Raw genomic sequence first — 23,436 nt, forward strand, 5'->3', positions numbered from 1 at the left:
ATGCCATATGCCGCCGCTCTCTTTTTTGTCTCAGGTTTAAGGGCCTTTAGCCCTTCAGTTGCCCTGCAAGTTCCTCGGCCTTGTCTCCAGCGATGATATGCAGAACCGCATCACCGGCTTTTTGCACTGGAACACCAGAAGCTGCCATCGCGGCCAGATCTGCCTTGGCAATGTCGGCCAGCTCAACGCGTACCCGAGTATGTGCAATAACAGCTGCGCTGACGATATTGCCCGCGCCGCCCAGTTGCGCGCTTAGGCTGGCCGCATCGATGTTTGCTGAAACCGCTTGAGCAGGTGCGGTTGCAGCTTCGTTGGCAGCGTTATCGGCCTGCAACTCAGCATCGGTCGGGATGTGGGCTTCCTCACCTGTACCACCGGAGGAGATGTAGGTTTCCATATCCGTCTTCAGGTTTTCTGAAGCTGGACCAAAGATTGCCTGAATGCCATTGCCGACGCGCACAACGCCGCGAGCGCCAAGAGATTTTAGCTTGTCGTCGCTTACAAGGTCAGGGTTTTTCACACCGATACGCAAACGTGTGATGCAGGCATCCAGATTGTCGATGTTGTTTACACCGCCAAAGGCTTGAACGAGTGCACCGGAGATCCCGGTATCAACCGCCTTGTCGCGGATTAGGGCTTCGTCGTCCTCACGGCCCGGGGTTTTCAGGTTTAGCCAGCTGATCAGCACGCGGAAGACGGTGTAGTAAATTGCGGCATAAGCCAAGCCGAACGGGATAAGCATCCACCCTTTGCTGGACAGCGAGAACAGCAATGTGAAGTCGATAAAACCATGCGAGAAGGTCATGCCATGCTTGACTTCAAAGATGATCATCAGCGCATAGCCGATACCCGCCATCAGAGCGTGTGCCACGTAAAGCACTGGCGCAACAAAGAGGAATGAGAACTCGATAGGCTCGGTAATACCGGTCAGGAACGAGGTCAGCGCTGCGGAGATCATCAAGCCGCCAACAACGGTACGGTTTTGCGGCTTGGCAGAGTGCCAGATCGCAATGGCTGCTGCAGGAAGACCGAACATTTTGAACAGGTAGCCGCCAGCCATGTTACCGGCGGTCGGGTCTCCAACAAGGTATCGTTGGATCTCACCAGTAACAACTTGCCCGGTTGCCGGATCAAGGTAGGAGCCTGCTTCATAGAAGAACGGTACGTTCCAGATGTGGTGCAGACCAAACGGGATTAGCGAACGCTCAATGACACCGTAGATGAAGAAAGCAAGCTCTGGGTTTTCTTTAGCTGCCCAATCTGAGAAGGCCTTGATGCCTGCACCAATCGGTGGCCAAGCAAACGCCAGCACAATACCAACAATCATACAGGCAACTGCTGTAATGATCGGCACGAAGCGCTTACCAGCGAAGAAACCAAGATAGTCAGGAAGCTTGATACGGAAGAAGCGGTTGAACATTGCAGCGGAGATGCCACCTGCAATGATGCCGCCGAACACACCTGTATCAATAGACGTGATGCCCAGAATGGACTTCGTCTCAACACCGGCAGCGTCTGCAACAACGCCCATTGTGGCCAGCATGACACCATAGCCAACAACAGCGGAAAGCGCGGCAACACCATCATTCTTTGTAAAACCGATGGCCACCGCAATGGCAAAGAGCAATGGCAGATTGCCGAAGATGGATCCACCGGCCTGTTCGATTATGTGGTTAAACACTTCCGGGAAAAGTCCGAACCCGGCGGCACCCACGCCGAGGAAGATACCAGCAACCGGCATAACCGCCACTGGAAGCATCAAGGACTTACCGACTTTTTGCAGGGCCGCAAAGGCGCCTGAACCGGATAAGCTCATTTGTTTTCTCCTGACTATAGAAGTCATTTACTGCTTTATTATGGGCGACGGATTGCTACCCCAACACGCCGCCATTGCTTGCCAAAGAGGACTTGGGCAAATCACTTGTATGGTTTGACGAGGGCGAGCACGTCGGCCGTATCCGCGCATTGCAGGGCTTGCCGCGCCAGCTCCTTGCTTTCGCTCATGGAGAGCTCACGCACTTTCTGTTTCACTTCCGGCAGGGAGGGAACGGAGACTGAGAGCTCCTTCACCCCAAGACCGATCAGAACAGGCACCGCTTCGCTCTGGCTGGCGAGACCACCGCAAACACCAACCCATTTTCCGTTTGCGTCAGCTGCCTTTACAGTCATGTCGATCATGCGCAGAATAGCTGGATGCAACGGATTGGCACGCGAGGCCAGCTGCGCATGGCCACGGTCAATCGCCAGCACATATTGCGTGAGGTCGTTGGTCCCAACTGAGAAGAAGTCGACTTCCGCAGCCAGTTTGTCCGCCATCAATGCAGCGGAGGGGACCTCGATCATGATGCCGATTTCGACCGGCTCAATGCCCATTTTCTTCTCTTCTTCCCGCACAAGCGCTTTGACAGCGCGCAACTCATCAAGAGCTGCAATCATCGGGAACATGATGCGGGCACGGCCCTTGTTGGCTTGTGAGAGGATCGCGCGCACTTGGGACCGCAAGATAGAGGGGCGCTCGATGCCAATGCGCACACCGCGTAAACCGAGGAAGGGGTTTTCCTCCTCTGGCAATGGCAGGTAGGGCAGGGGTTTGTCGCCGCCAACATCCAGTGTGCGGATGATAACAGGGCGATCCTTACCCATAACTTCTAGGATGCCGCCAACTTCTTCGCCCTGTTCTTCTTCGCTCGGCGCGTTTAGGCGTTCAAGATAGAGGAACTCCGAACGCAGCAAGCCAACAGCTTCGGCTCCGGCAGCAACCGCTTTTTCAGCGTCAGCTTTGCTGCCAATGTTGGCCGCGATCTCAATACGCACGCCATCAGTTGTGATAGCTGGGTCTTGCGCAGCAGCTTGGAATTGTGCCCGCCGCTCTGCTTCCTTCTCGATTTTTTCTTTAAAGGCAGCGATCTCATCAGCGCTTGGAGCAACACGTATGGTGCCGCGCTTTGCATCCAGTAGCAGCTCTGTTCCATCTTGGTGATCGGCTAAGCCGCGCTCCACATTCACCAAGTAGGGAAGGTTGTTAGAGCGCGCTATAATAGCTGCGTGCGATGCTGAGCCGCCCGCATGTGTGCACAGGCCAACCACTTTTGACAGGTCGAGCATCACGATTTCACTCGGCGTGATGTCTTCCATAAGCAGAATAGAGGGGTCTTGTAGATCACCTTCGCTGCTGGAAAGACCAAGCAACTTGCGAAGCACACGCTCTCCCACATCGCGAACATCGGCTGCGCGACCCGCCAGCAATGGATCATCCATCGCCGCCAGCTTCTCGGCTTGTACTTTGTAGGCATGTTGCCAAGACCATGCAGCAGAACAGCCGCTGGCAATGTCTTTCTGCGCCGCTTCAGTCATGTCAGGATCTTCAAGAAGCTGGCAATGCGCGAAAAACACATCTGCGAGCTCGTCTTGACTGCGTTCTTGCAAACTAGAAATGATGGCGCGAATGTCCTGCCTACTGGTGTAAATCGCTTCAAGCAGCGCAGTGGTCTCTGCTTCTTTATCATCTGCAAGGCGGACAACGGGCGGTAGTTTGTTCTTGCGAGAGGTCAGTTTTCCTATCGCACGACCAGGAGCCGCAGTGTAGCCAAGATAAACACCCTCTTCCGTAGAGCGGGTGGAAATTAACGGCTCTTCTTCGTCAAACGCTTCAGTCGGCGCAGTGGCAGCCGCATTGCTTACATCTTCGCCTAGTCCTAGAAAAATGGCATCGAGTAATTCGGCGAGTGCCGCACCTGCATCAGGTCCGTTGGCCTCGATCACTAGTGAATCACCGAACTTTGTCTTTAGTGCCATAATGCCGGTGACGCTATCTGCTCGAGTGTCGTTGCCATTGGCGCGTAGTGTAATTGCGCTGCTGTATTTGCGAGCAATGGCGACTATGCGCGCCGCAGGCCGGGCATGTAGGCCTACCGGGTTTGGAATGGTGATTTGGGCTGTCTCGGTACTGCTTGGGCCGTCTCCTGCCGTTCCGAGTTGTGTCGGCGCCTTTGCAATGGCACCGATATAGCCAAGCGTACCGGATATATCCTTGATTTCCTGCCCGAAAGGCAAGATCGGGGTGAGGGCCTCGCCACTGGTTACAACGACAGCTGAGAGCAAGCTAATCGCTTTTTCTCCAATAATATCAGCATCAAATGTAAGGAGTGGTGCACCTGCTTTGACAGTGTCGCCCTCTTTCGTAAGCAGCTTAAACCCTTCCCCTCGCAGGGTGACAGTATCAAGCCCGATATGGACAAGCACTTCGTGTGTGCCATCTGATAGCGTCACAGCGTGGTGTGATGGGTGGATCTGCGTTACCTTGCCGGAGATCGGCGCATAAAGAGTGGTGTCGGTCGGGTCTATTGCAACACCATCCCCCATCATTTTTTCAGCGAAAACCGGATCTGGCAGACTGGTGATTGGCTGCAAGACACCCTTTAGTGGTGGATGTATAGCAAACTTAGCAGATGCGGACATCAGCAGGCTTCTCCCGAATATACCTCTACGGAATGTAGGGTAGATAAACTTCCCAAACTATCGAGAAAAGCAGAATAGATAATACGAAAATGTATAATCAACATTCTGAATTCTCTTTGTTGAGTCTCAGTAGCTTTCTGTCAGGTATAAGTCCAAATATATTACGTTGAGTAATTTAGCTTCTTCAAATTTGCATGCTTTGTGGAGTGATGTATTTGCACGTACCGGCAAATGAACTACGCAATAACGACTAGTTATGCTGGTCTTTTGGAGTAAAGTTATCGAATATTGTCAGGCTATTATGTCAAAATACCTAGGTATCGCGCAGCGTGCGACAATTTCACCGCCTGAGGAAAATTTCATTGGGTTGAGTTAGATTAATGGTAGTGCGGTTGTCGTATCGGCTCGAGGAGTGAAACATCGTAGCTCACAATTAGGAAAATTTGAGAGAGTGCCCCCTAAAAAACGCGGTGGAATTACTTGGGAGTTGTCGTCAACTCCTCTCCTCTGCATTCTTTGGAGGAATCAGAATGTTAAAAGGTCGCCTGGATATGCCCGCCAGTTTTAATAGTCAGTCTGATCTTGTCGTTGTTCTAGATAAGGGAATGAGTTTCTCGCCCGCTACCGCCACTTCGATTGACTTGTGCACCTATGACTTGGTGCGAAAAAGCAAATACAACGCCCAAACGACGATTCTTGCCAATTCAGTTGAAGGGCCGTTTTCTGATGTCAATTTGATGTTTTATGATCGCAAAAAGCCTGCACAATTAGCGGTCACGTTGCAGAGTCTGCAGCCAAAACTTATTATTGTACAGCAACGTGTAAAGGCCGCCGCAAAAATTGCTCGAATGTTTCCGCAAACACCAGTGATTGTGCATCGGCACAACTTCGTGCGTGAAAAAAGGAGTTGGCTCAAGAGGTGGAGTGTATCACGTAGGTATCGTCGGCTAGCAGGACTGATCTTTGTGTCAAATCGATGCGAAAAACACTTCATCGAGAATTGGCCAAACCTGAATATCCAAAGCATTGTTGTGCCTAATAGTTTGGAGCTTGACCTTTGGCGACCACAGCGGGCCCGTGACAAATCGTTTTTCTATGCTGGGCGTATGGCACGGGGTAAGGGTGTTCTGCCGCTTGCAAAAGCGATGGTAAAAATTCTGCCGCAACTTCCAGACTGGAAATTTGAGATGTGCGCGGTCACGCGTGGTGAAGATAGCTCACACTATACAGAAGTGCTTAAAACGCTAGAGCCGGTGAGGGCGCAGTGCTTTATAAGTGAAAACCTTCAGCACAGTGAAGTAGTGAGATGTTACGAGCGCGCGGCTGTCGCTGTCGTTCCGTCGATTGAGACTGAAAGCTTTGGTCGAACTGCCTTGGAGGCAATGGCCGGTGGTGCCGCGCTCATTACGACAGGCGTTGGGGGGCTGGGCGAAGTTGCGGGCGAGGCGGCATTATATGTTACTTCAAATGATGAGGAAGCGCTTAAAATTGCCTGTCTCAATCTTGCTGAAGACACGCTTCGTCGTGAGGCCCTAGCAGGTGCGGGTATGAAGCGGTGTAAAGAGCATTATGATTTACAAAGAAGTGTCGATCTTTTTGATAAGTTCGTATTCCGCTATTTAGGTGAAGCCAAGCAAACACCCCAAAGTCAGATTGGTAAATATTTAATGGACGCGAGGTAATTGTCAATGTGGCGCGGGCTAATGGCGCTTGTCTTGCGTCGCGACCTTCCGCAGGATAGCAGTCTTGCTTTGATCCGCAGGATTTTTTCTGACAACTTTCGTGAATTCGCGGTGAAATACGCGATTGCCTTTGGTTTTATGGCCTTGGTGGCAGCAACGACATCACTCAGCGCATGGATTATGCGAGATGTTGTCAATGAAATTTTCGTTGCAAAGGACTTTAGTAAGCTGCTGCAAGTGACCGTTGCGATCCTGGTCATTTTCGCTGTCAAGGGTATAGCCAGCTATGGGCAGGTTGTTACCTTGAGTAAGGTCGGTAACGCAATCGTCGCCAAGAACCAGCGCAAAATGTTTGCTCACATATTGCGGCAGGACTCGGCGTTTTTTAACAGGCATGGCGCGAGCGACTTGATTACACGCATTTCTCATAACGCTCAGGCGGTGCGCGAAGTTATCAATATTATTGTGACCAGTTTTGGCCGTGACTTGCTTTCTTTAATCGGCTTGGTTTCTGTGATGGTTATCCAAGATCCGCTGCTTTCATTGGTTTCGTTGATTATTGCGCCGCCAGCGATTTATGGTGTTGCCTATCTTGTGAAACGCGTTCGTCGATTGGCTCATGCAGAGGTACTCTCGCTGGCGCGCATTGTGCAGGTAATGCAAGAAACTGCCGCCGGAATTCGAATTGTACAAAGCTTTGGTATTGAACCGCAGATGCAGTCTGCCATGAATGGGGCTGTATCTGGCGTAGAACAGCGAGCCAACAAAATGGCTGAGCTTGGTGCAAGGACAAGCCCTCTAATGGAAACGCTTGGTGGCTGCGCTTTTGCACTAGTCATAATGTACAGTGGTTGGCAAACGATTGTTTCTGGAAAAACTCCGGGCGAGTTTATCTCATTTTTAACGGCTTTGCTGTTGGCTTACGAGCCCGCTAAACGATTGAGCAGGCTTCAGGTAACAATTGAAACCGGCCTCATTGGCGGCCGAATGATGTATGAAATCCTCGATAGCCCGCCGAAAATTGTAGATGCGCAGAACGCCTTACCACTCGATATACAGGCAGGCGAGTTGAAGCTTACGAGTATTGAATTCTCTTACATACCTGAGCAGAAGGTGCTTAAGGACCTTTCAGTTATTTGTGAGGGCGGCAAGGTGACGGCTCTCGTGGGTCCATCGGGAGGCGGGAAATCTACGGTTTTTTCGATCGTGCAACGCCTCTACGATTTGCAAGGGGGGGCAGTGTGCATTGATGGGCAAGACATTCGGCATGTGACATTACGCAGTCTGCGGCAAAACATGTCCCTTGTCAGTCAGGACACAGTCCTATTTACCGGAAGTGTGAGAGAGAACATCGGATTTGGTCGTGCTGAGGCTAGCGATGAGGAAATTGAGCAAGCTGCTAGGGATGCTTTGGCGCACGATTTTATTTGCGAACTTCCAAATGGATATAAAACGCTTATCGGTGAAAGTGGACACACGCTGTCAGGCGGACAGAAACAGCGTTTGGCAATCGCGCGGGCGCTATTAAAAAATGCTAAACTGGTTTTACTCGATGAAGCGACATCAGCCTTAGACAATGAAACAGAGGCGAAGCTGCAAGTTGCGATGCGGCGTTTGATGAGCGGGCGAACAACACTTGTTATTGCCCATAGACTTTCAACAATTCGGCATGCTGATAAGATTTGCTTTTTGCGTAATGGAGCGATTATTGAGCAGGGTAGCCATGAAGAGCTGATTGCACAAGAGGGCGCATACGCTGCTCTTGTCAACCTACAGTTTTCCAAGGCAGAGGATGCAGCAAGCAAAAGCTCTGCTACACAAGTAGAAGCGGCCCACTTTGGGTAGTCTACCTTAAGTGATAGAGCATGCTGTATTTTAGACAGTTACGACTTCAACACCTTGTTCTTCAAAGTTTTGTTTCAATTCGGCATCGATATCTGTATCTGTGATGAGAATATTGATTGCGCTGGTATCGAGCACCTTGCTAAATCCTACACGCCCTATTTTGGAGCTATCCACCACGGCGATGATGGTTCTGGCACAGTCCGCCATAACAGCGCTGATAGCGTAACCTGTGTTGAAAGTTGTGATGCCCTTCTGGGGATCAATACCGTCGGCGCCAATGAAAAGAATATCTGCTGACACTCCTTCCAGGCACTGCTCGGCTTTTGGTCCGTGTAAGGATTGCGTCTTGTGGCGGTACGTTCCGCCGCATAAAACGAGCGTGGTATCAGGCGCCTCAGCCAACGCGTCCGCGGCGGGAAGGTTGTTTGTGATAGCGATGATATTTCCAGATCGCGCCAGTTGCAGTGCGATGAGGTGTGTAGTGCTGCCGCTATCTAGAATGACAGAGCTACCGGGAGAGACATAGGCAGTAGCACGCTTGGCAATCCGCTCTTTAGCGCCCGCGTTGATGCCATAACGGCGCTCAATGTTTACTTCGTTTTCCAACGGTCGTAATGGAGAGGTACTGAGCAGCTGCGCCCCACCGTGAAAGCGCTTCAGTTTACCTTCTCGCTCCAGCTTGCGCAGGTCGGTGCGAATTGTAACTTCGGATGTTTCAAACATCTCGACAAGTTCTCTCACTTCGACACGCCCCTTGGCGTGGAGGCGTGTGAGGATTTCGCTACGTCGTTCTGCGGCGCTCATGACCAATCACTTTCGAATTTTCGAAATGTGATTTCCCCTAGCATGAAGAGAAAGGGGAAACCACAGCTACTATGACAAATTCAGGTACTATCCGGCGATCTTGCCGTCAAGATCCCAAAGGTCTTCCCAATCATTTGCTGACTCCCAAAGGAACACCTGACCTTTGATCAGACGACAGTTTTTGTCGATTTTCGAAATAGCTTCCATTTCTGCAGTGGTCAGTGGGTTTTCGGTGATGCAGCGCAGATTTGAAGTGTACTCGTTCTCATGAATTGAGAAAGGAATTGGCACGTGCCCGCGCTGAACAGCCCATTTAATACAAACAACAGCCGGGTGCACACCAAGACGTTTCGCCGCAGCAACGATGACAGGATCCTCGATATCAACAGTATCGTTCTCGGTCATATCGCGATCTGGCCGGGTTGGAGAACCGATCGGGCAGAAGCCAATTGGCTGAACGCCGTTCTTCGTCAAGAAGCTGTAAAGCTCTTGCTGCTGGAAGTGTGGGTGACACTCCATTTCGTTTACAACCGGCTTAATGCGGGCATCGCGTAACAGCAATTCCATTTTCGGGATAGTCATGTTGGACGTGCCGATGGAGCGAACGAGACCCATATCGACAAGCTCTTCCATTTGCGCCCATGTTTCCATGAATTGCTCGTGGCGGTAAGGCACGGCATCTGGGCTGCGGGAATCTACATCACACCCAGGTGCGTGATAGTTAGGGAAAGGCCAATGAGTCAGATAAAGGTCGAGATAGTCGAGTTGCAGGTCATGCAGAGTTTGCTTACAAGCGGCAACGACATTTTTATGTTGGTCGTTCCAAACTTTTGAATCGATGAAGAGCTCGTCGCGGGGGATGACGGTCATCATTTCTTTGAAAATGTTGCCGATCTGTGGTTCGTTTTCATAAACAGCGGCGCAATCGAAAAAGCGGAAGCCTGCAGCTGCGCCCCCAAGAACTGCATTGGCAATATCATCGGCTGTAAAACGGTCAGAGCCGAAAGTGCCCATGCCGATTGCCGGCATGACGACACCATTAGCGAGAGTTTTTGTTGGGATCACGGATTGATCAACGGCGTTTTCGCTAAGTTTGAAACTAGACATTTTGACTTCCTTAAGGGGAGAGGGCTACCTCTATTTTAAAGAGATAGCCCCAGTGGGTTTTTATCTATTAGTAAAGAACAGCCTGAGCTTCTGGGCTGTCGATATTTTCTTTGGTCACAAAGACAACACCGGTATCGATGAACTTCTCTACTTTTTTACCGTCCAAAACAGCCTTGACAGTTTTTACACCTTTGTAGCCCATTGCGAAGGAGGACTGTACAACGATGCCATGCAGAGTGCCGTCACGAACGAATGCCTGCAGATCGGAGTTACCATCAAAGCCAACAGCTGCAACCTTACCGGCGTAACCTTGCTGTTTCAGTGCGCGTGCCATGCCTACTGCGGTTGGTTCATTGGAGCCGAAGATACCCACGAGGTCTTGGTTAGAGGCCAGTACGTCGATGGTCTGGTTCAGCGCGGTTACCATGTCAGCCTGAGAGTAGAATGGGCCGATAACGGTGTTACCTGCTTTTTCGATAGCGCCTTTGAAGCCGCCGTCACGATCGATTGCAGAACCTGCACCCGGGGTGAAGGACATCATGGCGACCTTGCCTTTTTTGCCCATCGCTTCAGCAAGCTTTTCGGCTGCAAGAGCACCAGCTGCGCGGTTGTCTGTTGCCAGGAAGGATTGGTAGTACTTGCCTTCACTGTTCAGGCTAGAGTCAATCAGGATGACCGGAATGCCAGCTTCCCAAGCTTTTTTCACGGAAGGAACCAGCGCGACAGGATCGGAAGGAGCAAGAACGATACCGGCAACACCGCGGTTTACTGCGTTCTGCACCATGTCCACCTGTTTGGCGACTGCGGTTTCCGCTTCAGGGCCTTGGAAGGTGATTTTATAGTCTGGCAGTTCTTTTTGCGCAGCGTCTGCACCGCCGCTTACGTTCTGCCAGAAGTTAGAGTTTGAGGTCTTTACGATGACTGCGATTTCGTTTGACTTCGCAAACACGCCTGGTGCGGTCATTACTGCTGTCAGACCAACCATTGCTGCAATTGCTAGTTTTTTCATAACATCGCCCTCCCTTTTAGGCGCTTTAGTAGTAGACACTTTCTTTGGTTTGGATTTCCGCTGGCTTTGGCGCAGCTGATCGAAGGCAACAGTCGCAATGATGACGCCACCAATGATGATTTGCTGGATAAAGAAGGATGTACCGTTCATGTTCAGGCCATTCCGCAGAACGCCCATGATAAAGGCACCAATAAGTGTGCCGGGAACGGTGCCAACACCACCGGTGAGTGAGGTTCCTCCAACAACCGCACTCGCGATCGCGTCAAGTTCGTACATAACGCCGCCGTTTGGCTGAGCTGTTACTAGGCGGGAAGCCAGAACAACACCAGTCAGACCAGCTAGCGCGCCAGAGGCCATGTAGGCATAAACTTTGACACGATCAGTTTTGATACCCGATAGACGGGCAGCCTCTTCGTTTGAACCGATGGCATAGAGATAACGGCCCACACGAAGCTTGGTCAGCGCGAAGGTGAAAGCCAACGCGAGAACAATCATAAGAATTACAGGATAAGGAATGCCGGGGAACTTGACGATAGGGAAACCGTTTGCCCCAACTTCCACAACACGGAACAATGCACCATTGCCCAGTTCGGAAAAGGATTCCGGCATCCCCGAAACCGGCGCTGCATTGGTGATGTAAAGCGCGATACCACGGGCGATCATCATCATACCAAGCGTGGCGATAAACGGCGGCAGGCGCAGCATAGTGATAAACAAGCCATTGGTTGTACCGCAAAGGCCACCAATGAAGATGCCAAAGAGCATCCCGAGCGGCACCGGAACGCCAGCGTTAACAATCATCGCCGCAGCGACACCGGACAAGGCCACAACAGAGCCGATGGAAAGATCAATACCGCCTGTCAAAATTGGCAGGGTGACCCCGATACCGATGAAGGCAATGGTTGAGGTCTGCAAACCAATGGTCATCAAGTTGTTGACCGTGAAAAAGTATTCGTTGGTAGCGGCAAAATAGATGAACAGGCAGATCAAGCCTGCGAGTGCTGCTAGTTTTTGCAGCATTAGCTTTTGTTTCTCAGACATTTATGCCACCTCCACCTGTGGTGTAAACATGTTTTTCACGCCTGTTGCGTATTGCATTATTTCTTCTTGGTTTGTGCCTGCCCGATCAATGAGGCCGGTGACTTCACCCTCTTTCATCACCAGAACACGATCGGACATACCCAGGACCTCTGGCAGCTCGGAAGAGATCATAATCACGCCAACGCCATTCGCGGCCAGTTCATCAAGCAACTGATAAATGGCGTATTTTGCGCCAACGTCGATGCCACGCGTTGGCTCGTCAAAGATCATGACCTTTGCGTCGCGGAACAGCCATTTGCCGATCACAACCTTCTGTTGGTTGCCGCCGGAGAGGTTGTTCACCAGCTGCTCAACGGTTGGGGTCTTGATTTCCATTTTTTTGATGTAGGTGTTGCTTGCAGCAACTTCGTCACCATGAGAGATCACACCTGCGCCATTCGAGACTTTGTCCATGGAGGCCATGGTTGTGTTCTCGCGGATGGACATTTTTACGGCGACACCATTCAGCTTCCTATCTTCGGAGAGGTAGGCAATACCTGCACTGATCGCGTCAGCCGGACAGTTAATGCAGACATCCTCCCCATGGATAAGGATGCGCCCGGAAGTCGCTGGATCTGCACCAAAGAGTGTCCGCGCCATTTCGGTGCGTTTCGCCCCGACGAGACCGGTAACGCCGAGAATTTCGCCCTTGCGAAGCTCAAAGGAAACCGGATCAAAGACGCCATCGCTACCAAGGTTTTCTACCTTCAATACGATATCATCGGAAATGACAGCGGTTTTCTCGGGGAAGTGATTGTCTAACGAGCGGCCCACCATCTTCGCAATTATCTCATCCATCGAGATCTCTGAGAAGACATGATCAGAGACGTAGGTACCATCGCGGAAGATCGTAATGCGGTCACAGATGCGCTTCAGTTCGTTCATCCGGTGAGAGATGTATACGATACAGACGCCTTTCGCTTTCAGCTTGTCCACTAACTCGAAGAGCTTGTCGATCTCGCGCTCTGTCAAGGCGGAGGTTGGCTCATCCATGATGAGGACTTCAACGTCAAACGACAGAGCCTTGGCGATCTCAACCATCTGCTGCTTAGCAACCGAAAGGGTATTTACGATATCTGTTGGCTTAACATCGATATCGAAAACCTTCAGGAGTTCGGCAGCGTCTGCCTCCATTTTTTTGTGATCAATAATGCCACTCTTGAGTGGTTCGCGAGCAAAGAAAATGTTCTCTGCGACAGACAGGTGGGGAATTAGGTTCAACTCCTGAAAGATCATGGAGATGCCTTGTTCCTGCGCCGCCAGAACACTTTCGAATTTGACAGGCTTGCCTTTGTACACGATTTCGCCTTCATCGGCCTCGTGCACCCCGATGAGGACTTTCATCAGGGTAGATTTACCGGCGCCGTTTTCGCCCATAAGAGCGTGGACTTCGCCTTTTTTGAGAGAGAATTTTACATCTTTCAGCGCCTGAACCCCCGCGAAAGATTTGTAAATTCCCTGCATAGACAACAGAGTGTCTGACATTTTTAGCCTCCCTAAGACTAGGTTTAGTCAGAGTTAATTCAGTCGGTCACGCCTTTCTTCAAAATGATGTTCCCGTATTTGCGCGTTGTCCCGGTCACAACGACAACGCTGGCAGTTTTGGCACGATCGTAGAAGGCGAAGCGGTCTGTGTAGGTAATAGAAACGCCCGCTGGCAGCGCACTTTGGTAATCCTCAGCCAGCCCCTCCGGCAAGCTGTCGCCTTCTACCGGTGCCATCATTACGGCTTTGTCATCCACATACTGGTCCAATTCAAAAAGGGGGAGAATAGCCTGCATGAGGCGCGTGACTTCTAAGCCGTCAGCACGCAATACTTTGTCGTTTACCGAGTAAGCGGGAAAGTGAGCATCGCTCAATACGATCTCATCGCCATGACCCATCTTGTGGATCTCGTAGAGGAGTTCCGGCGAAATGGTCGGGTCAATATTCTTTAACATGGGTGTTAGCCTGCTTGCCGGTTTCGATATTGCGATTTAATCGTTTTTTGTTTCGAATAGTGAATACGCAAAAATACGAGAAAGTCAAACGCGTAAGAAATTTGTCGAAACTTACGTAGCGTTTATAGGCCTGAAATATCTCTCACGACACTTTGTCGCAGGCGGTAAATATGAGGATAACTTTCTCTTAGGTGAGCATGATTCGTGTAAATGGGAATGACTGCGAGTCGATTCGCGATGGGAGGCGCTGAAATCGGCAGAATTCCAACACTAAATGGAGGTGCTCAAATCTTTATTTTGTAAAATAAAATGTGAAAATGGCTGCCTATAACAGAACGCAATATCCGTCTTGAGCTCGCGAGATATCATTGACGGATAGTCGCGAAATACGAGGCACACATGATGAGCCATGTTCTACCTTTCTTGAACGGATCTGAGGCTGGCTTGCATTTCGAATAGCATCACTTTGTGCTTTCGTTTGGCGAAAGCAACTAAGAGTTATTTGCAGTTATTTCATATCGTTAAAGTTGCTTGAAATTTTGATAGATATTGCGTAAAATGACCTTATAGTCATTATAGAGCCCTGAATAGGCGTAGAATTTGTGTTCATTTGGCTCTTGTAAATTATAGGATAGTGCCTATCTAGGCTTCCGGGTTACGTTCATCTGGCTGTCGTGAAAACGGCTATCCTACAAATTATAAAAACACGCCGCTGGAATTGGTCACCATGCTTTACTAAAGGAAATAAGGATTGATCTATGGAACCGAAGCGCGCAGCTAAAGCATTTAAAGAGCTCGGCCATATTGTTCGGCTCGATATTCTACGGCACCTCGTTCGCGCAGGTCGTCGTGGCTGTCCCGTGGGAGAACTCCAGTTGGAGTTAGGGATTCCGAACTCTACTTTGTCGCATCACATACATGCTCTTATGGAAGCTGGTCTTGTGATTCAGCAACGCGAAGGGCGTGTTCTTCGCTGCTTTGCCGATTTTAACGTTGTTGAGGCGCTAGGCTTGTTTCTGGCGCAAGAGTGTGGCGCTGATTTGCCACCAAAGTTTGAAGGTTTGCAGCCAATCTCGACGGTTGCTTAACCCACACTTTCTCCCCCGAAAGGTAAAAAAGGGCCACCCGTATGCGGGTGGCCACGAGGTGTGATGCCGTCTTCCGTGGCCAAGCGGGAAAGAGGCCATGGGAGGAGGTAGTGCTGGGAGACGGCCTCAGATAATGGGGCTGGCTGTTGCCCCACGCTCTTTAGGCGTCACGGCAGCCGAAGCGATAATCTTCGAGCACCTGCGTTACTTTGTCGAGCAAGACACTTGTGGCGGTTACTGGCTTTCCGGCGCTTGCAAGGCGACTTCGTTCAAAGCCGACATATTGGCGCGCAAGACTATCAATGATTACTTGATCACCGAGGTTGTTCATTAGCTTTTCTACTGCTAGTTGAACTTCCGTTTGCGGCCAGTAGTAGCGGATGCGGTCAGAGTTAGAGTAGGCGCGCAATATCTTTTGCTCAGATGCGTTACCTTGATAGTAACGTTGCCACTGAGATGGATCGTCAGTCATGATTCGTTCCATGACAGCGCGGAGTTGCGAACGCTGCTCGGCAGGAATGAGCTCGTCTTCTATGGCCGCGAGAGCAAAGTATCCTTCACGAAGTGCAAAGGTCAGTGCAGGACCGACTTTTAGTATGGCAAAGTGATCGCGGACCAGCTCAAAGAACTTTTCCTTAGGCTGGTAGTCGGTTGAATGGGCTTCAAAAACCATGCCCGCTTGAGATTCTATGAACTTGGCGAGCTCTGCAGCTTTTTCCGGTTCATATGCGATGATGCTGGTGTGGTCAAAATCCACGCCGGGTTGCACAACGACGCCAATAACGCGAGAAAACGCATCCTCCAGCCCGCGTTTTGCAAATGCTGTGCGATGTAGCTCGATTGTCTCCTTCACATCGGGAACTTTGGAAATCTGGATTCCATCAAGTCCATCGGTTTCCCCACCAGGAACCGGAACTTCTGTGCCGATAATGTAAAGTGGCTTGTCGCCATCTGTTGCTGCTTCTTCGCAAGCTTGGCAAAGGTCTGCCGCGCGCTCTGCGACAACTGCCGGGTCGATTGGATCGACTTCGCTTGCAACTGCCATAGATGCATCGAGGTGGATCTTACGAAAGCCAGCTGCAACGTAATCTGCAACAAGTTTACGAGAGAGCTCCATGGCAACGGCCGGGGATTTGTCGCGCCAGCAGTTTGGGCCCAAATGGTCACCGCCCAGACAGATGCGCTCTTTTGGGAAACCAACCTTTTCGGCAATGCTCAAGACAAAGTCGCGGAAGTCAGTTGGCTTCATACCTGTGTAACCACCAAACTGATTGACCTGATTTGACGTCGCTTCAATCAATACTGTTCGGTTTGTTTCAAGATCAAAGCGCAAAGCCGCTTCGATGACCAGTGGGTGGGCGGAGCATACGGAGCAAATGCCGGCAACCTTGCCGCTTTTGTGCAATTCGAGAATGTGTTTCATCTGAACCTCAAAGAGCCTTCGTTTGTTGCTGCTGCAGTTGTTGCAGTGGCGGAAAGGGGAGGAAGTCAAGGCTCAGCCTTGTAATGCGGGGGAGACTCGGCATTGAGCAATTGACATCCAAACGGATAATTACTCGTTAAATGAACACATGACCAACAAAAGCGCAATAGCTCAGGGTCATGTGAGACATTCTGTCATTGTACGGCTGGCAACGCAGACAGGGGCACTGCTACGCTGAAAGGCTTTACCTACAAGTTGTGCAGCAAAATAGATCTTTGATATCAATGTTATAGTAGGAATTCGCTATTACGGCACTAATGAGCAGCCCAGACAAAAACCACGTCAATCACGCTGTGGATTCTGATACATTGATGTGGAGTTGGCAGCTGTCAATTTTCTGAATAGGTCAGCATTGCGCACTTTTAAGGGCCAAAAGTGTGCTCTTTCGTAACAAAACCAAGTGCGTCAATTTGGCATGACCTTACTGATTGGCTGTAGAAGACAAGTTAACCTATTGAAATAGAATCAGAAAAGGAAACGTATGCATTGATGATATTGCAAATGCTTGAAAAAAGAGTAATTGCCCATGTTTGGGGAAGTTGCTAAAAGCAAGTCAGCACCAGCGATCCGTTATCTCAGTTTTCGGAAGCAGGGCCCGAAAATTGGGAGTATGCACTGGCCTTACTTGGGCATGATGCCAGCTGTATGCACATACTACCCACGGCTCGCGGTGCCGTTCTGGAGGAATGACAATATGTCTGCGACTTTAACAATTGATATCGGGACCACGAGCCTAAAGGCAGTGCTCTTCAACGAAGCTTTGGAGGTTTTGGCGGAGGCTAAGCAGGAATATGCCACCACATACCCCCGCTTGGGTTGGGCAGAGCACAATCCGGCTGAGTGGTGCCGAGCTACAAAAATTGTTATTGCCGAATTGCTCCAGAAAACAAAGGTCCGGCCCGCCGAAATCGTCGGCGTTGGCGTCGCTGGCATGTCCAGCTTGATGCTCCCGGTGGATAGCCAAGGTAACCCGCTAATGAACGGGCTTATCTGGCTTGATCGGCGGGCCGTCGACCAGTCAGAGTTTATATCCGCTCATCATGGCGTGGAGCAGTTATCCATCGGTGGCAATCGGTCAGATCCATCAAATTTTGGACCCAAAGCCATGTGGTTGAAGCAACAGCATCCAGATGTCTATGAAGCCGCTGCTTGCCTTATGCACTGCAACAGCTATCTCGTGCAGCAGATGACAGGCACTTTTTCGATGGACCGGACACAATCCGGCCTCTCGCAAATCTGCGATATCGCCACTGGCGAGTATAGCGATGATCTGCTTAAAGCATGCTCTTTGGAGAGATCAAAACTTCCTGACATCTTTGATGCGACCGCTATTGTTGGCAAAGTTGACAAGCGCGGTGCGCAGGCGTTTGGCCTTGCAGAAGGGACGCCCGTAATTGCTGGTGCGATGGATAACGTCGCCGCGACTGTCGGACTTGGCCTTAGTAATGCGGGTGATGCCTATATGGCCGCAGGTACTGTAGTCAATGCAGGCGTGCTGCAGGATCATGCCAAAACAGATGGAACCGGATTGATCTACCATTTTGCCGACAGCAGGCAGTGGCTGATAAATGGTGGTGTCGATTATGGCGGGGCTGGTCTGCTTTGGTTCCGCAATCTGCTCGAAGACGCATCCTATGAAGATCTTTGCTCAGCCGCCGCTGAAACGCCAGCGGCAGAGTTACCTATGCTGTTCCTCCCATACATGGCGGGGCAAAGGGCGCCAAACTGGAACGCTGATCTTTCCGGGGTAATGCTTGGCGTAAGTCCCTCAAGCGAACGCCGACATCTGGCGCGAAGCCTAATGGAAAGCGCAGGTCTGGGCGCGCGCCATGTCTTCAAAAAGCTATGTGATCACATGCCTGCGTTCGTGGCGCTGACTGGCGGTATTACCAATAGCCCGCAGTTTACCCAAATCTTCGCGGATGCATGTGGTGCATCCCTACGAATTCCCCCGCAAGCCGAAACTGGCAATCTTGGTCTTGCTGTCTTGGTTGGTGTTGGCGTGGGTCGTTATGCAAGTGTGGCGGAGGGCATTAAGCATCTCCCTGCACAACGTGTTGTCGCGCCGCATGCGCAAACCAAGACGTATTATGCCGATCTTTTTGACCTTTTCTGTCAAACATATGAAGCGAACTTAAGCACGCTTGCAGGCCTAAGCGCTCTGCGCAAGCGTTACGAGGTAACCCAATGAAAGCCGCAGTACTGCATGCAAACTGCGATTTGCGTAGCGAAGACGTAGAAACCCCAACCCCCGCCGCAGGTGAAGTCCTGATAAAAGTTGCTTATTGTGGTGTGTGTGGATCAGATATCCCCCGATTGATCCACGAAGGGGCGCATTACTATCCTATTATCCTTGGCCACGAGTTTTCTGGCGATATTGTTGGTGTCGGCGAAGGCGTCGCTCAAAGCTGGATTGGGCGCAAAGTGGCATGTGCACCATTAGTTCCAAACTTTGACGATCCACAATCAGCGCAAGGGAACTATTCCCTATCCAAAGGATACAGCTTTATTGGTTCGAGGCAGCAGGGCGGCTTTGCAGAGTTTGTCTGCGTGCCGCTGATCAATGCGGTTCCTCTTTCAGATGATGTGGATCTGCTCGCAGGCTCCTTCTTAGAGCCCGTGACGGTTGGCCTCCATGCGATCAACATAATGGATCTGAAGCTCGGCCGGCCCGTCGCTGTTATTGGTGTTGGGACTATCGGCAATCTCCTCATGCAGGCGCTAAAGAGCCTTGGCGCAGGCCCGATCACCGCATTTGACGTGGATGACGAAAAACTCGGTGCGGCGAAGCGGGCAGGTGCGGATTACACGTGTAACTCACTACAAGATGAGCAGGTAAAACAGGCGCTGAGTAGAACACCCGGTGGCGCTGGATTCCATGCTGTCTTTGAAAATTCTGGGGTACCAGCCGCGGAGATTATGTCGCTGCGTGTTGCCGGGCCTAACGGGCGCGTGATGTTTGTTGGTACGCCGCACGTTCCGCTCACGTTGCAACCAGCCGAGTTTGAGCTCATCAACCGTAAAGAGTTGATGGTTCAAGGGTCTTGGATGAACTATTCCGCACCATTCCCGGGATGGGAGTGGCAGTATGGGTCTAAGTTACTATCCGGCGGCTCGCTAAAGCTGGATGAGCTGGTTGACCGGGTGGTCCCACTATCAGAAGCCTCGTCTATTCCGGGCCTCTTGCAGAAAAAAGGCGAGGTCCGCTCGAAACTGGTGATTGATTGCCGCGCATAGTCGGCGCCAATACGATCAAAGAGATCGGTGCGTAAAGCGCGCCGATGTCTTTTTGTATTGGCATGCGAGAACGAGCGGTTTTTGATCACGAGAGCTTTGATAGACAAGCGGGAAGCAGTTTAGTAAGAAACCTAAGCCTTGCTGGGCTACATGCAAGGCCAACACAGGAAAGAACAAGAGGTCATGATGGCCAGAGCCGCACGCAGTGAACAAAAACTGGAGCAAGCCGCCCGGGCAGCGTGGCTCTATTATGTCGTGGGCGACACCCAAGATCAGGTCGCGGCCAAGTTGAATGTTTCCCGGCAAGCGGCACAGCGCCTTGTGTCGCTGGCAGTCAGCGAAAAGCTGATAAAGTTTCGACTTGATCACCCAATCGCAGCGTGTGTCGAACTAGAGCAACGCCTGCAAGATAAATTTGGGCTGCAATTGTGCGAAATCGTCCCGACAGCGGAGACAGGGGCACACCCGCTTGGAGGCCTTGCTGTTGCTGTTGCCGAGCATTTGGAAGATGCCTTGCAGGCGAGCGAGCCAGCGGTGATTGGCGTATCTACGGGGCGAACATTGCGCGCGGCGGTGGAAGAAGTACCGCATATGGAATGCCCAGACCACAAGATCGTTTCTCTGGTTGGTGCTATGAGCCGCGACGGTCAGGCAAGCCATTTCGAAATTGCTGGACGGCTGGCAGATAAGGCAAAAGCCATGTGTTTTCCAATGCCGGCTCCGGTGGTGACAAGCACGGTAGAAGAGCGCGAAATCATGCAAGCGCAGCGCTTCTACAGAACAATTGAAGAGCTCGCTGCGCAAGCACAAAAGTGTTTTGTTGGCGTCTGCGAAATTTCATGGAACTGCCCTTTACAAAGAGATGGGTTCTTAACCCCTTCTGAAATCATTGAATTGGCCGATAATGGCGCGGTTGGCGAAATTGTTGGCTGGACATTTGATCGCGCGGGTAATCTTCTCGACAATCCCATCAACTCAAGGGTCACGGGCATTCCGTTGGATGTTTTGGCGCAGCGACATACGATAGCAGTGGGCAGTGGTGCGCATAAAATTCAGCCCATTCTAGGGGCTTTGAGGGGTGGTATCGTCTCTGGGCTTATCTCTGATGAGGCGACAGCACGCGCACTAATTGCCGCGAGTTGACCTCAGGCTGCGGCTGGTATTTTTCCTAATCCTCAACGGCTTTTCTCCTCCCATTACTTGAGGAGAAAAATTAGCAGGTTTGCCAAGTTCGCGCTCTGTGCTTTGCTAGAGCCACTGTGTTTCAGGTGGGTAGGCGATTTTGGCTGTGCAAGCGCAAAAAATAGCTGGTCTTTCAGCTTTTATCATCTGCAAAAATGAGGAGGATCGCATCCTTCTCGCGATCAACTCGCTTCGAGAGCTCGTCGAAGAAATCGTAGTGGTTGATTCCGGTTCCACCGATAAAACTGTTGAAGTTGCCCAAAGGCTTGGGGCCAAGGTCTTTTACAATGAGTGGCGTGGTTACGGTCTGCAGAAACGCTTTGCGGAGGAATGTTGCAGCAATGACTGGCTGCTGAACCTTGATGCCGATGAAGAGTTGACGTCGGAGCTTGCCAAGGAAATAAGGGGGCTGTTTCTTGAAGGCCCCAAGAACGACATCTACAAAATTCATATTTTGGACGTTTATCCGCATGAGGACCAGCCCAAACCTTGGGCCTACGGCTATTGGCAGTTTCGCCTTTACAACAGAAGCTTTGGGCGCTTTTCTGAATCATCGGTTCATGACACGGTGCAGCCTCTTCCCAATGCGAAAATCGCACGTCTTTCAGGTAAGATGAACCACCGCTCTTTCCGCTCCTTGAATTTCTGGAGTGACAAATTCAACCGGTACTCTTCAATGCAAGTTGCTGATATGGTGACGAAAAATAGAAAACTGCCACACTTCAGGCTGGTGATAGAGTTTCCCATCGCGTTTTTGAAGAGCTACATTTTGCGCCGCGGATTTCTTTATGGCTGGTGGGGCCTGGTTATCGCGCATAATTATGCATTTGGGCGTTTTTTACGCATCGCCAAATATTACGAGCACGAGCTGCTAAAGCGATCTTAACGCTGGTTGCCCGCGCTCGTCTCATTTTAGTTGCTTGTCTTGCCCAGTTCGATGCTTCGCAAAGTAGCCGCTTCAATAGCTTGGTCAACTGTTGGCGCGATGCCATCTTGCGGGTGCATCAATACGGAAAGCGCCGCTGCTGTGGTGCCATTGGGTGAAGTTACGTTCTTGCGCAGATGTGCTGCACCTTCTGATGAGCTTTGTGCCAGTTGCCCTGCGCCACTTACCGTCGATGTGGCCAGATTAGCGGCCAAAACTTCTGGAAGGCCCTGTGCAACTCCGGCTGCTGTCATGCATTCGATTAGGTAAAATACATAGGCAGGGCCTGAGCCAGACACAGCTGTTACTGCATCCATTTGCGCTTCATCGGTTAGCCGAACTGTAGAGCCAACGGCCTGTAACAGCGCTTCGGCTAATGCTAGGTGTTCTTCGCCGCAGATGCAATTGCCAATCAGCGCAGTAATGCCTTTACCAATAGCAGCTGGTGTGTTGGGCATAGCCCGAACAATAGGTGTGCGCGTACTAAGCGTATCGGCAAGTACATCCAACGAAATACCCGCCGCGACTGAGACAAATAGAGTTTGACCCTTTGCCAAAGCTTGTACCTGTGGTGTGGCGACGCCCATCATCTGCGGTTTAACCGCCAGAACACAAACAGCAGCAGTTGAGGGCAGTGTTTTGTTGAGATGCAACCCTTGTTGTTGTAGTTCCAAAAGCCAAGAGGAGGGGAACGGATCAACGACAAAGGCGGAAGAGGGCTGCACGCCTGCGTCTAGCCAACCCTTTAGCATCGCAGACCCCATTTTTCCGCAGCCAAGCACCACAAGGCCTTGCTCATTCACTTTGTCTATTTGCGTTGCTTGGGACATTTATCTTGCCTTGTGTTGAATCAGATTTAGGCGAGGGTCATCAAGTTCAAGTGGAAACTTGCGTGGTACCAGCCCGGCTTGAAACCAATTGACAAATGAATAGATCGAAAAGACCGGCAAGCCAGTCAGTTTGCGGATGTCATTGGCATAAGGCACCATATTCGTACATTCAAGCACAATCGCGCCGATGTTGTCGTGCTCGCACACAAGTTCTCTGGCTGCATCCAACAGATCTAGTCGCGCATCTTCAAAGTTGATTGCCTTGTAATCGCCAAGCACCTCTCTCGTGAAGTTACGCAGTCCATCCGTTCCTACGATAACCGTATCCTCAGGAGCCCCAGCCGCTGCTAAATGGGCCTTAGATAGCGTTGCCTTGGAAATGGTGATAACGCCGACCCGTTTGCCTGCCGGTAACAGTTGTTGTACGGCAGGTATCTGCATTAAAGATGACGTGGCAACCGGCACACCAAGTGCCTGTTTTACTTCATCCTGTATGAGTGCGAGAAAGCCGCAGTTGGTGGTTATCCCATCGCAGCCGGTGCGCACCAAGTCTTGCCCAGCTTCTATGAAGGCATCAAGCAACAAGCGTGGATCGTTGCGCACAACCTTGTCAGGAGTTGCACCGCTGACGACACGGTAATGTACCGGAAAATCCCATGTTTGCGCATTGCCAATGTCCCCGTAAATTCTCGGAAAGCGCGTTTCAAGCATAAGTATGCCGATTGAGGCTCCGAATACGGTCTTGCCGCCAAATTCCTTATTCATT

At 51.0% G+C, this 23,436-nt stretch carries 17 protein-coding genes and 1 pseudogene; 7 read left to right on the forward strand and 11 right to left on the reverse strand.

The window, feature by feature from the left end:
- Positions 1–46 precede the first annotated feature (46 nt).
- Together ptsG and ptsP are read right to left on the reverse strand one after the other, a co-directional pair.
- Positions 47–1,816 carry a PTS glucose transporter subunit IIBC gene (gene ptsG, locus AYK82_RS00725; RefSeq protein ID WP_068310317.1) on the reverse strand — a complete coding sequence of 590 codons (1,770 nt, stop codon included), beginning with the start codon at positions 1,814–1,816 and terminating at the stop codon, positions 47–49.
- Between the two features lie 101 nt (positions 1,817–1,917).
- Positions 1,918–4,458, reverse strand: coding sequence for a phosphoenolpyruvate--protein phosphotransferase (gene ptsP, locus AYK82_RS00730; RefSeq protein WP_068310319.1), 2,541 nt, complete (start codon positions 4,456–4,458; stop codon positions 1,918–1,920).
- Between the two features lie 530 nt (positions 4,459–4,988).
- Here ptsP and AYK82_RS00735 point away from each other — a divergent pair.
- Positions 4,989–6,140 (forward strand): glycosyltransferase family 4 protein, encoded by a 1,152-nt coding sequence (locus AYK82_RS00735; protein ID WP_068310321.1) that lies wholly within the window; start codon positions 4,989–4,991, stop codon positions 6,138–6,140.
- A 21-nt stretch (positions 6,141–6,161) separates the two neighbouring features.
- Positions 6,162–7,985, forward strand: a complete 1,824-nt coding sequence (locus AYK82_RS00740) for an ABC transporter ATP-binding protein (protein WP_068310323.1) — start codon at positions 6,162–6,164, stop codon at positions 7,983–7,985.
- A 30-nt stretch (positions 7,986–8,015) separates the two neighbouring features.
- Here the strand turns inward: AYK82_RS00740 and AYK82_RS00745 are convergent, their stop codons facing one another.
- The 6 genes and pseudogenes from AYK82_RS00745 to fucU form a co-directional block, all read right to left on the reverse strand.
- The gene (locus tag AYK82_RS00745) at positions 8,016–8,789 is read right to left on the reverse strand and encodes a DeoR/GlpR family DNA-binding transcription regulator (RefSeq protein ID WP_068310325.1); all 774 of its coding nucleotides are present in this window, start codon (positions 8,787–8,789) and stop codon (positions 8,016–8,018) included.
- Positions 8,790–8,876: 87 nt separating this feature from the next.
- Entirely contained in the window at positions 8,877–9,896 is a 1,020-nt protein-coding gene (locus AYK82_RS00750) for an aldo/keto reductase family protein (protein ID WP_068310327.1), read from the reverse strand.
- Positions 9,897–9,963: 67 nt separating this feature from the next.
- On the reverse strand, positions 9,964–10,905 hold the full coding sequence (locus tag AYK82_RS00755; protein ID WP_068310429.1) for an ABC transporter substrate-binding protein: 942 nt from the start codon (positions 10,903–10,905) through the stop codon (positions 9,964–9,966).
- A 69-nt stretch (positions 10,906–10,974) separates the two neighbouring features.
- Positions 10,975–11,946, reverse strand: a pseudogene (locus AYK82_RS00760) (ABC transporter permease); the annotation flags it as partial.
- The gene (locus AYK82_RS00765; RefSeq protein WP_068310328.1) at positions 11,947–13,470 is read right to left on the reverse strand and encodes a sugar ABC transporter ATP-binding protein; all 1,524 of its coding nucleotides are present in this window, start codon (positions 13,468–13,470) and stop codon (positions 11,947–11,949) included.
- 38 nt (positions 13,471–13,508) lie between these two features.
- The gene (fucU, locus tag AYK82_RS00770; protein WP_068310330.1) at positions 13,509–13,925 is read right to left on the reverse strand and encodes an L-fucose mutarotase; all 417 of its coding nucleotides are present in this window, start codon (positions 13,923–13,925) and stop codon (positions 13,509–13,511) included.
- A gap of 758 nt (positions 13,926–14,683) precedes the next feature.
- On the opposite strand from fucU, the gene AYK82_RS00775 reads away from it, so the two are divergent.
- On the forward strand, positions 14,684–15,013 hold the full coding sequence (locus AYK82_RS00775; protein WP_068310333.1) for an ArsR/SmtB family transcription factor: 330 nt from the start codon (positions 14,684–14,686) through the stop codon (positions 15,011–15,013).
- A 160-nt stretch (positions 15,014–15,173) separates the two neighbouring features.
- On the opposite strand, the gene AYK82_RS00780 is transcribed toward AYK82_RS00775, so the two are convergent.
- Entirely contained in the window at positions 15,174–16,436 is a 1,263-nt protein-coding gene (locus AYK82_RS00780; protein ID WP_068310335.1) for a D-tagatose-bisphosphate aldolase, class II, non-catalytic subunit, read from the reverse strand.
- A 754-nt stretch (positions 16,437–17,190) separates the two neighbouring features.
- Between AYK82_RS00780 and AYK82_RS00785 the strand changes: the two genes are divergently transcribed.
- The 4 genes from AYK82_RS00785 to AYK82_RS00800 all read left to right on the forward strand — a co-directional run bounded on the left by AYK82_RS00785 (position 17,191) and on the right by AYK82_RS00800 (position 21,801).
- A complete protein-coding gene (locus AYK82_RS00785; protein ID WP_068310337.1) occupies positions 17,191–18,687 on the forward strand; it encodes a xylulokinase in 1,497 nt (498 codons plus the stop codon).
- Positions 18,684–19,733: a galactitol-1-phosphate 5-dehydrogenase gene (locus AYK82_RS00790; RefSeq protein WP_068310339.1), complete on the forward strand. Its 1,050-nt coding sequence runs from the start codon at positions 18,684–18,686 to the stop codon at positions 19,731–19,733. The genes AYK82_RS00785 and AYK82_RS00790 overlap by 4 nt, the downstream gene beginning before the upstream one ends.
- Positions 19,734–19,916: 183 nt before the next feature.
- A complete protein-coding gene (locus AYK82_RS00795) occupies positions 19,917–20,876 on the forward strand; it encodes a sugar-binding transcriptional regulator (protein WP_068310431.1) in 960 nt (319 codons plus the stop codon).
- A 145-nt stretch (positions 20,877–21,021) separates the two neighbouring features.
- Positions 21,022–21,801, forward strand: coding sequence for a glycosyltransferase family 2 protein (locus tag AYK82_RS00800; RefSeq protein ID WP_068310341.1), 780 nt, complete (start codon positions 21,022–21,024; stop codon positions 21,799–21,801).
- 26 nt (positions 21,802–21,827) lie between these two features.
- Here the strand turns inward: AYK82_RS00800 and proC are convergent, their stop codons facing one another.
- Entirely contained in the window at positions 21,828–22,670 is an 843-nt protein-coding gene (gene proC / locus AYK82_RS00805; RefSeq protein ID WP_068310343.1) for a pyrroline-5-carboxylate reductase, read from the reverse strand.
- Positions 22,671–23,435 carry an aspartate/glutamate racemase family protein gene (locus AYK82_RS00810; RefSeq protein WP_068310345.1) on the reverse strand — a complete coding sequence of 255 codons (765 nt, stop codon included), beginning with the start codon at positions 23,433–23,435 and terminating at the stop codon, positions 22,671–22,673. It lies immediately after the preceding gene.
- Position 23,436 lies beyond the last annotated feature (1 nt).

It is taken from the genome of Polycladidibacter hongkongensis, from assembly GCF_001561995.1.
Lineage (GTDB): Bacteria > Pseudomonadota > Alphaproteobacteria > Rhizobiales > Stappiaceae > Pseudovibrio > Pseudovibrio hongkongensis.

Bases quoted from the DNA above. Each gene is read 5' to 3' on its own strand.
- ptsG (WP_068310317.1), bottom strand. From the start codon at position 1,816: ATGAGCTTATCCGGTTCAGGCGCCTTTGCGGCCCTGCAAAAAGTCGGT.
- ptsP (WP_068310319.1), bottom strand. From the start codon at position 4,458: ATGTCCGCATCTGCTAAGTTTGCTATACATCCACCACTAAAGGGTGTC.
- AYK82_RS00735 (WP_068310321.1), top strand. From the start codon at position 4,989: ATGTTAAAAGGTCGCCTGGATATGCCCGCCAGTTTTAATAGTCAGTCT.
- AYK82_RS00740 (WP_068310323.1), top strand. From the start codon at position 6,162: ATGGCGCTTGTCTTGCGTCGCGACCTTCCGCAGGATAGCAGTCTTGCT.
- AYK82_RS00745 (WP_068310325.1), bottom strand. From the start codon at position 8,789: ATGAGCGCCGCAGAACGACGTAGCGAAATCCTCACACGCCTCCACGCC.
- AYK82_RS00750 (WP_068310327.1), bottom strand. From the start codon at position 9,896: ATGTCTAGTTTCAAACTTAGCGAAAACGCCGTTGATCAATCCGTGATC.
- AYK82_RS00755 (WP_068310429.1), bottom strand. From the start codon at position 10,905: ATGAAAAAACTAGCAATTGCAGCAATGGTTGGTCTGACAGCAGTAATG.
- AYK82_RS00765 (WP_068310328.1), bottom strand. From the start codon at position 13,470: ATGTCAGACACTCTGTTGTCTATGCAGGGAATTTACAAATCTTTCGCG.
- fucU (WP_068310330.1), bottom strand. From the start codon at position 13,925: ATGTTAAAGAATATTGACCCGACCATTTCGCCGGAACTCCTCTACGAG.
- AYK82_RS00775 (WP_068310333.1), top strand. From the start codon at position 14,684: ATGGAACCGAAGCGCGCAGCTAAAGCATTTAAAGAGCTCGGCCATATT.
- AYK82_RS00780 (WP_068310335.1), bottom strand. From the start codon at position 16,436: ATGAAACACATTCTCGAATTGCACAAAAGCGGCAAGGTTGCCGGCATT.
- AYK82_RS00785 (WP_068310337.1), top strand. From the start codon at position 17,191: ATGTCTGCGACTTTAACAATTGATATCGGGACCACGAGCCTAAAGGCA.
- AYK82_RS00790 (WP_068310339.1), top strand. From the start codon at position 18,684: ATGAAAGCCGCAGTACTGCATGCAAACTGCGATTTGCGTAGCGAAGAC.
- AYK82_RS00795 (WP_068310431.1), top strand. From the start codon at position 19,917: ATGATGGCCAGAGCCGCACGCAGTGAACAAAAACTGGAGCAAGCCGCC.
- proC (WP_068310343.1), bottom strand. From the start codon at position 22,670: ATGTCCCAAGCAACGCAAATAGACAAAGTGAATGAGCAAGGCCTTGTG.
- AYK82_RS00810 (WP_068310345.1), bottom strand. From the start codon at position 23,435: ATGAATAAGGAATTTGGCGGCAAGACCGTATTCGGAGCCTCAATCGGC.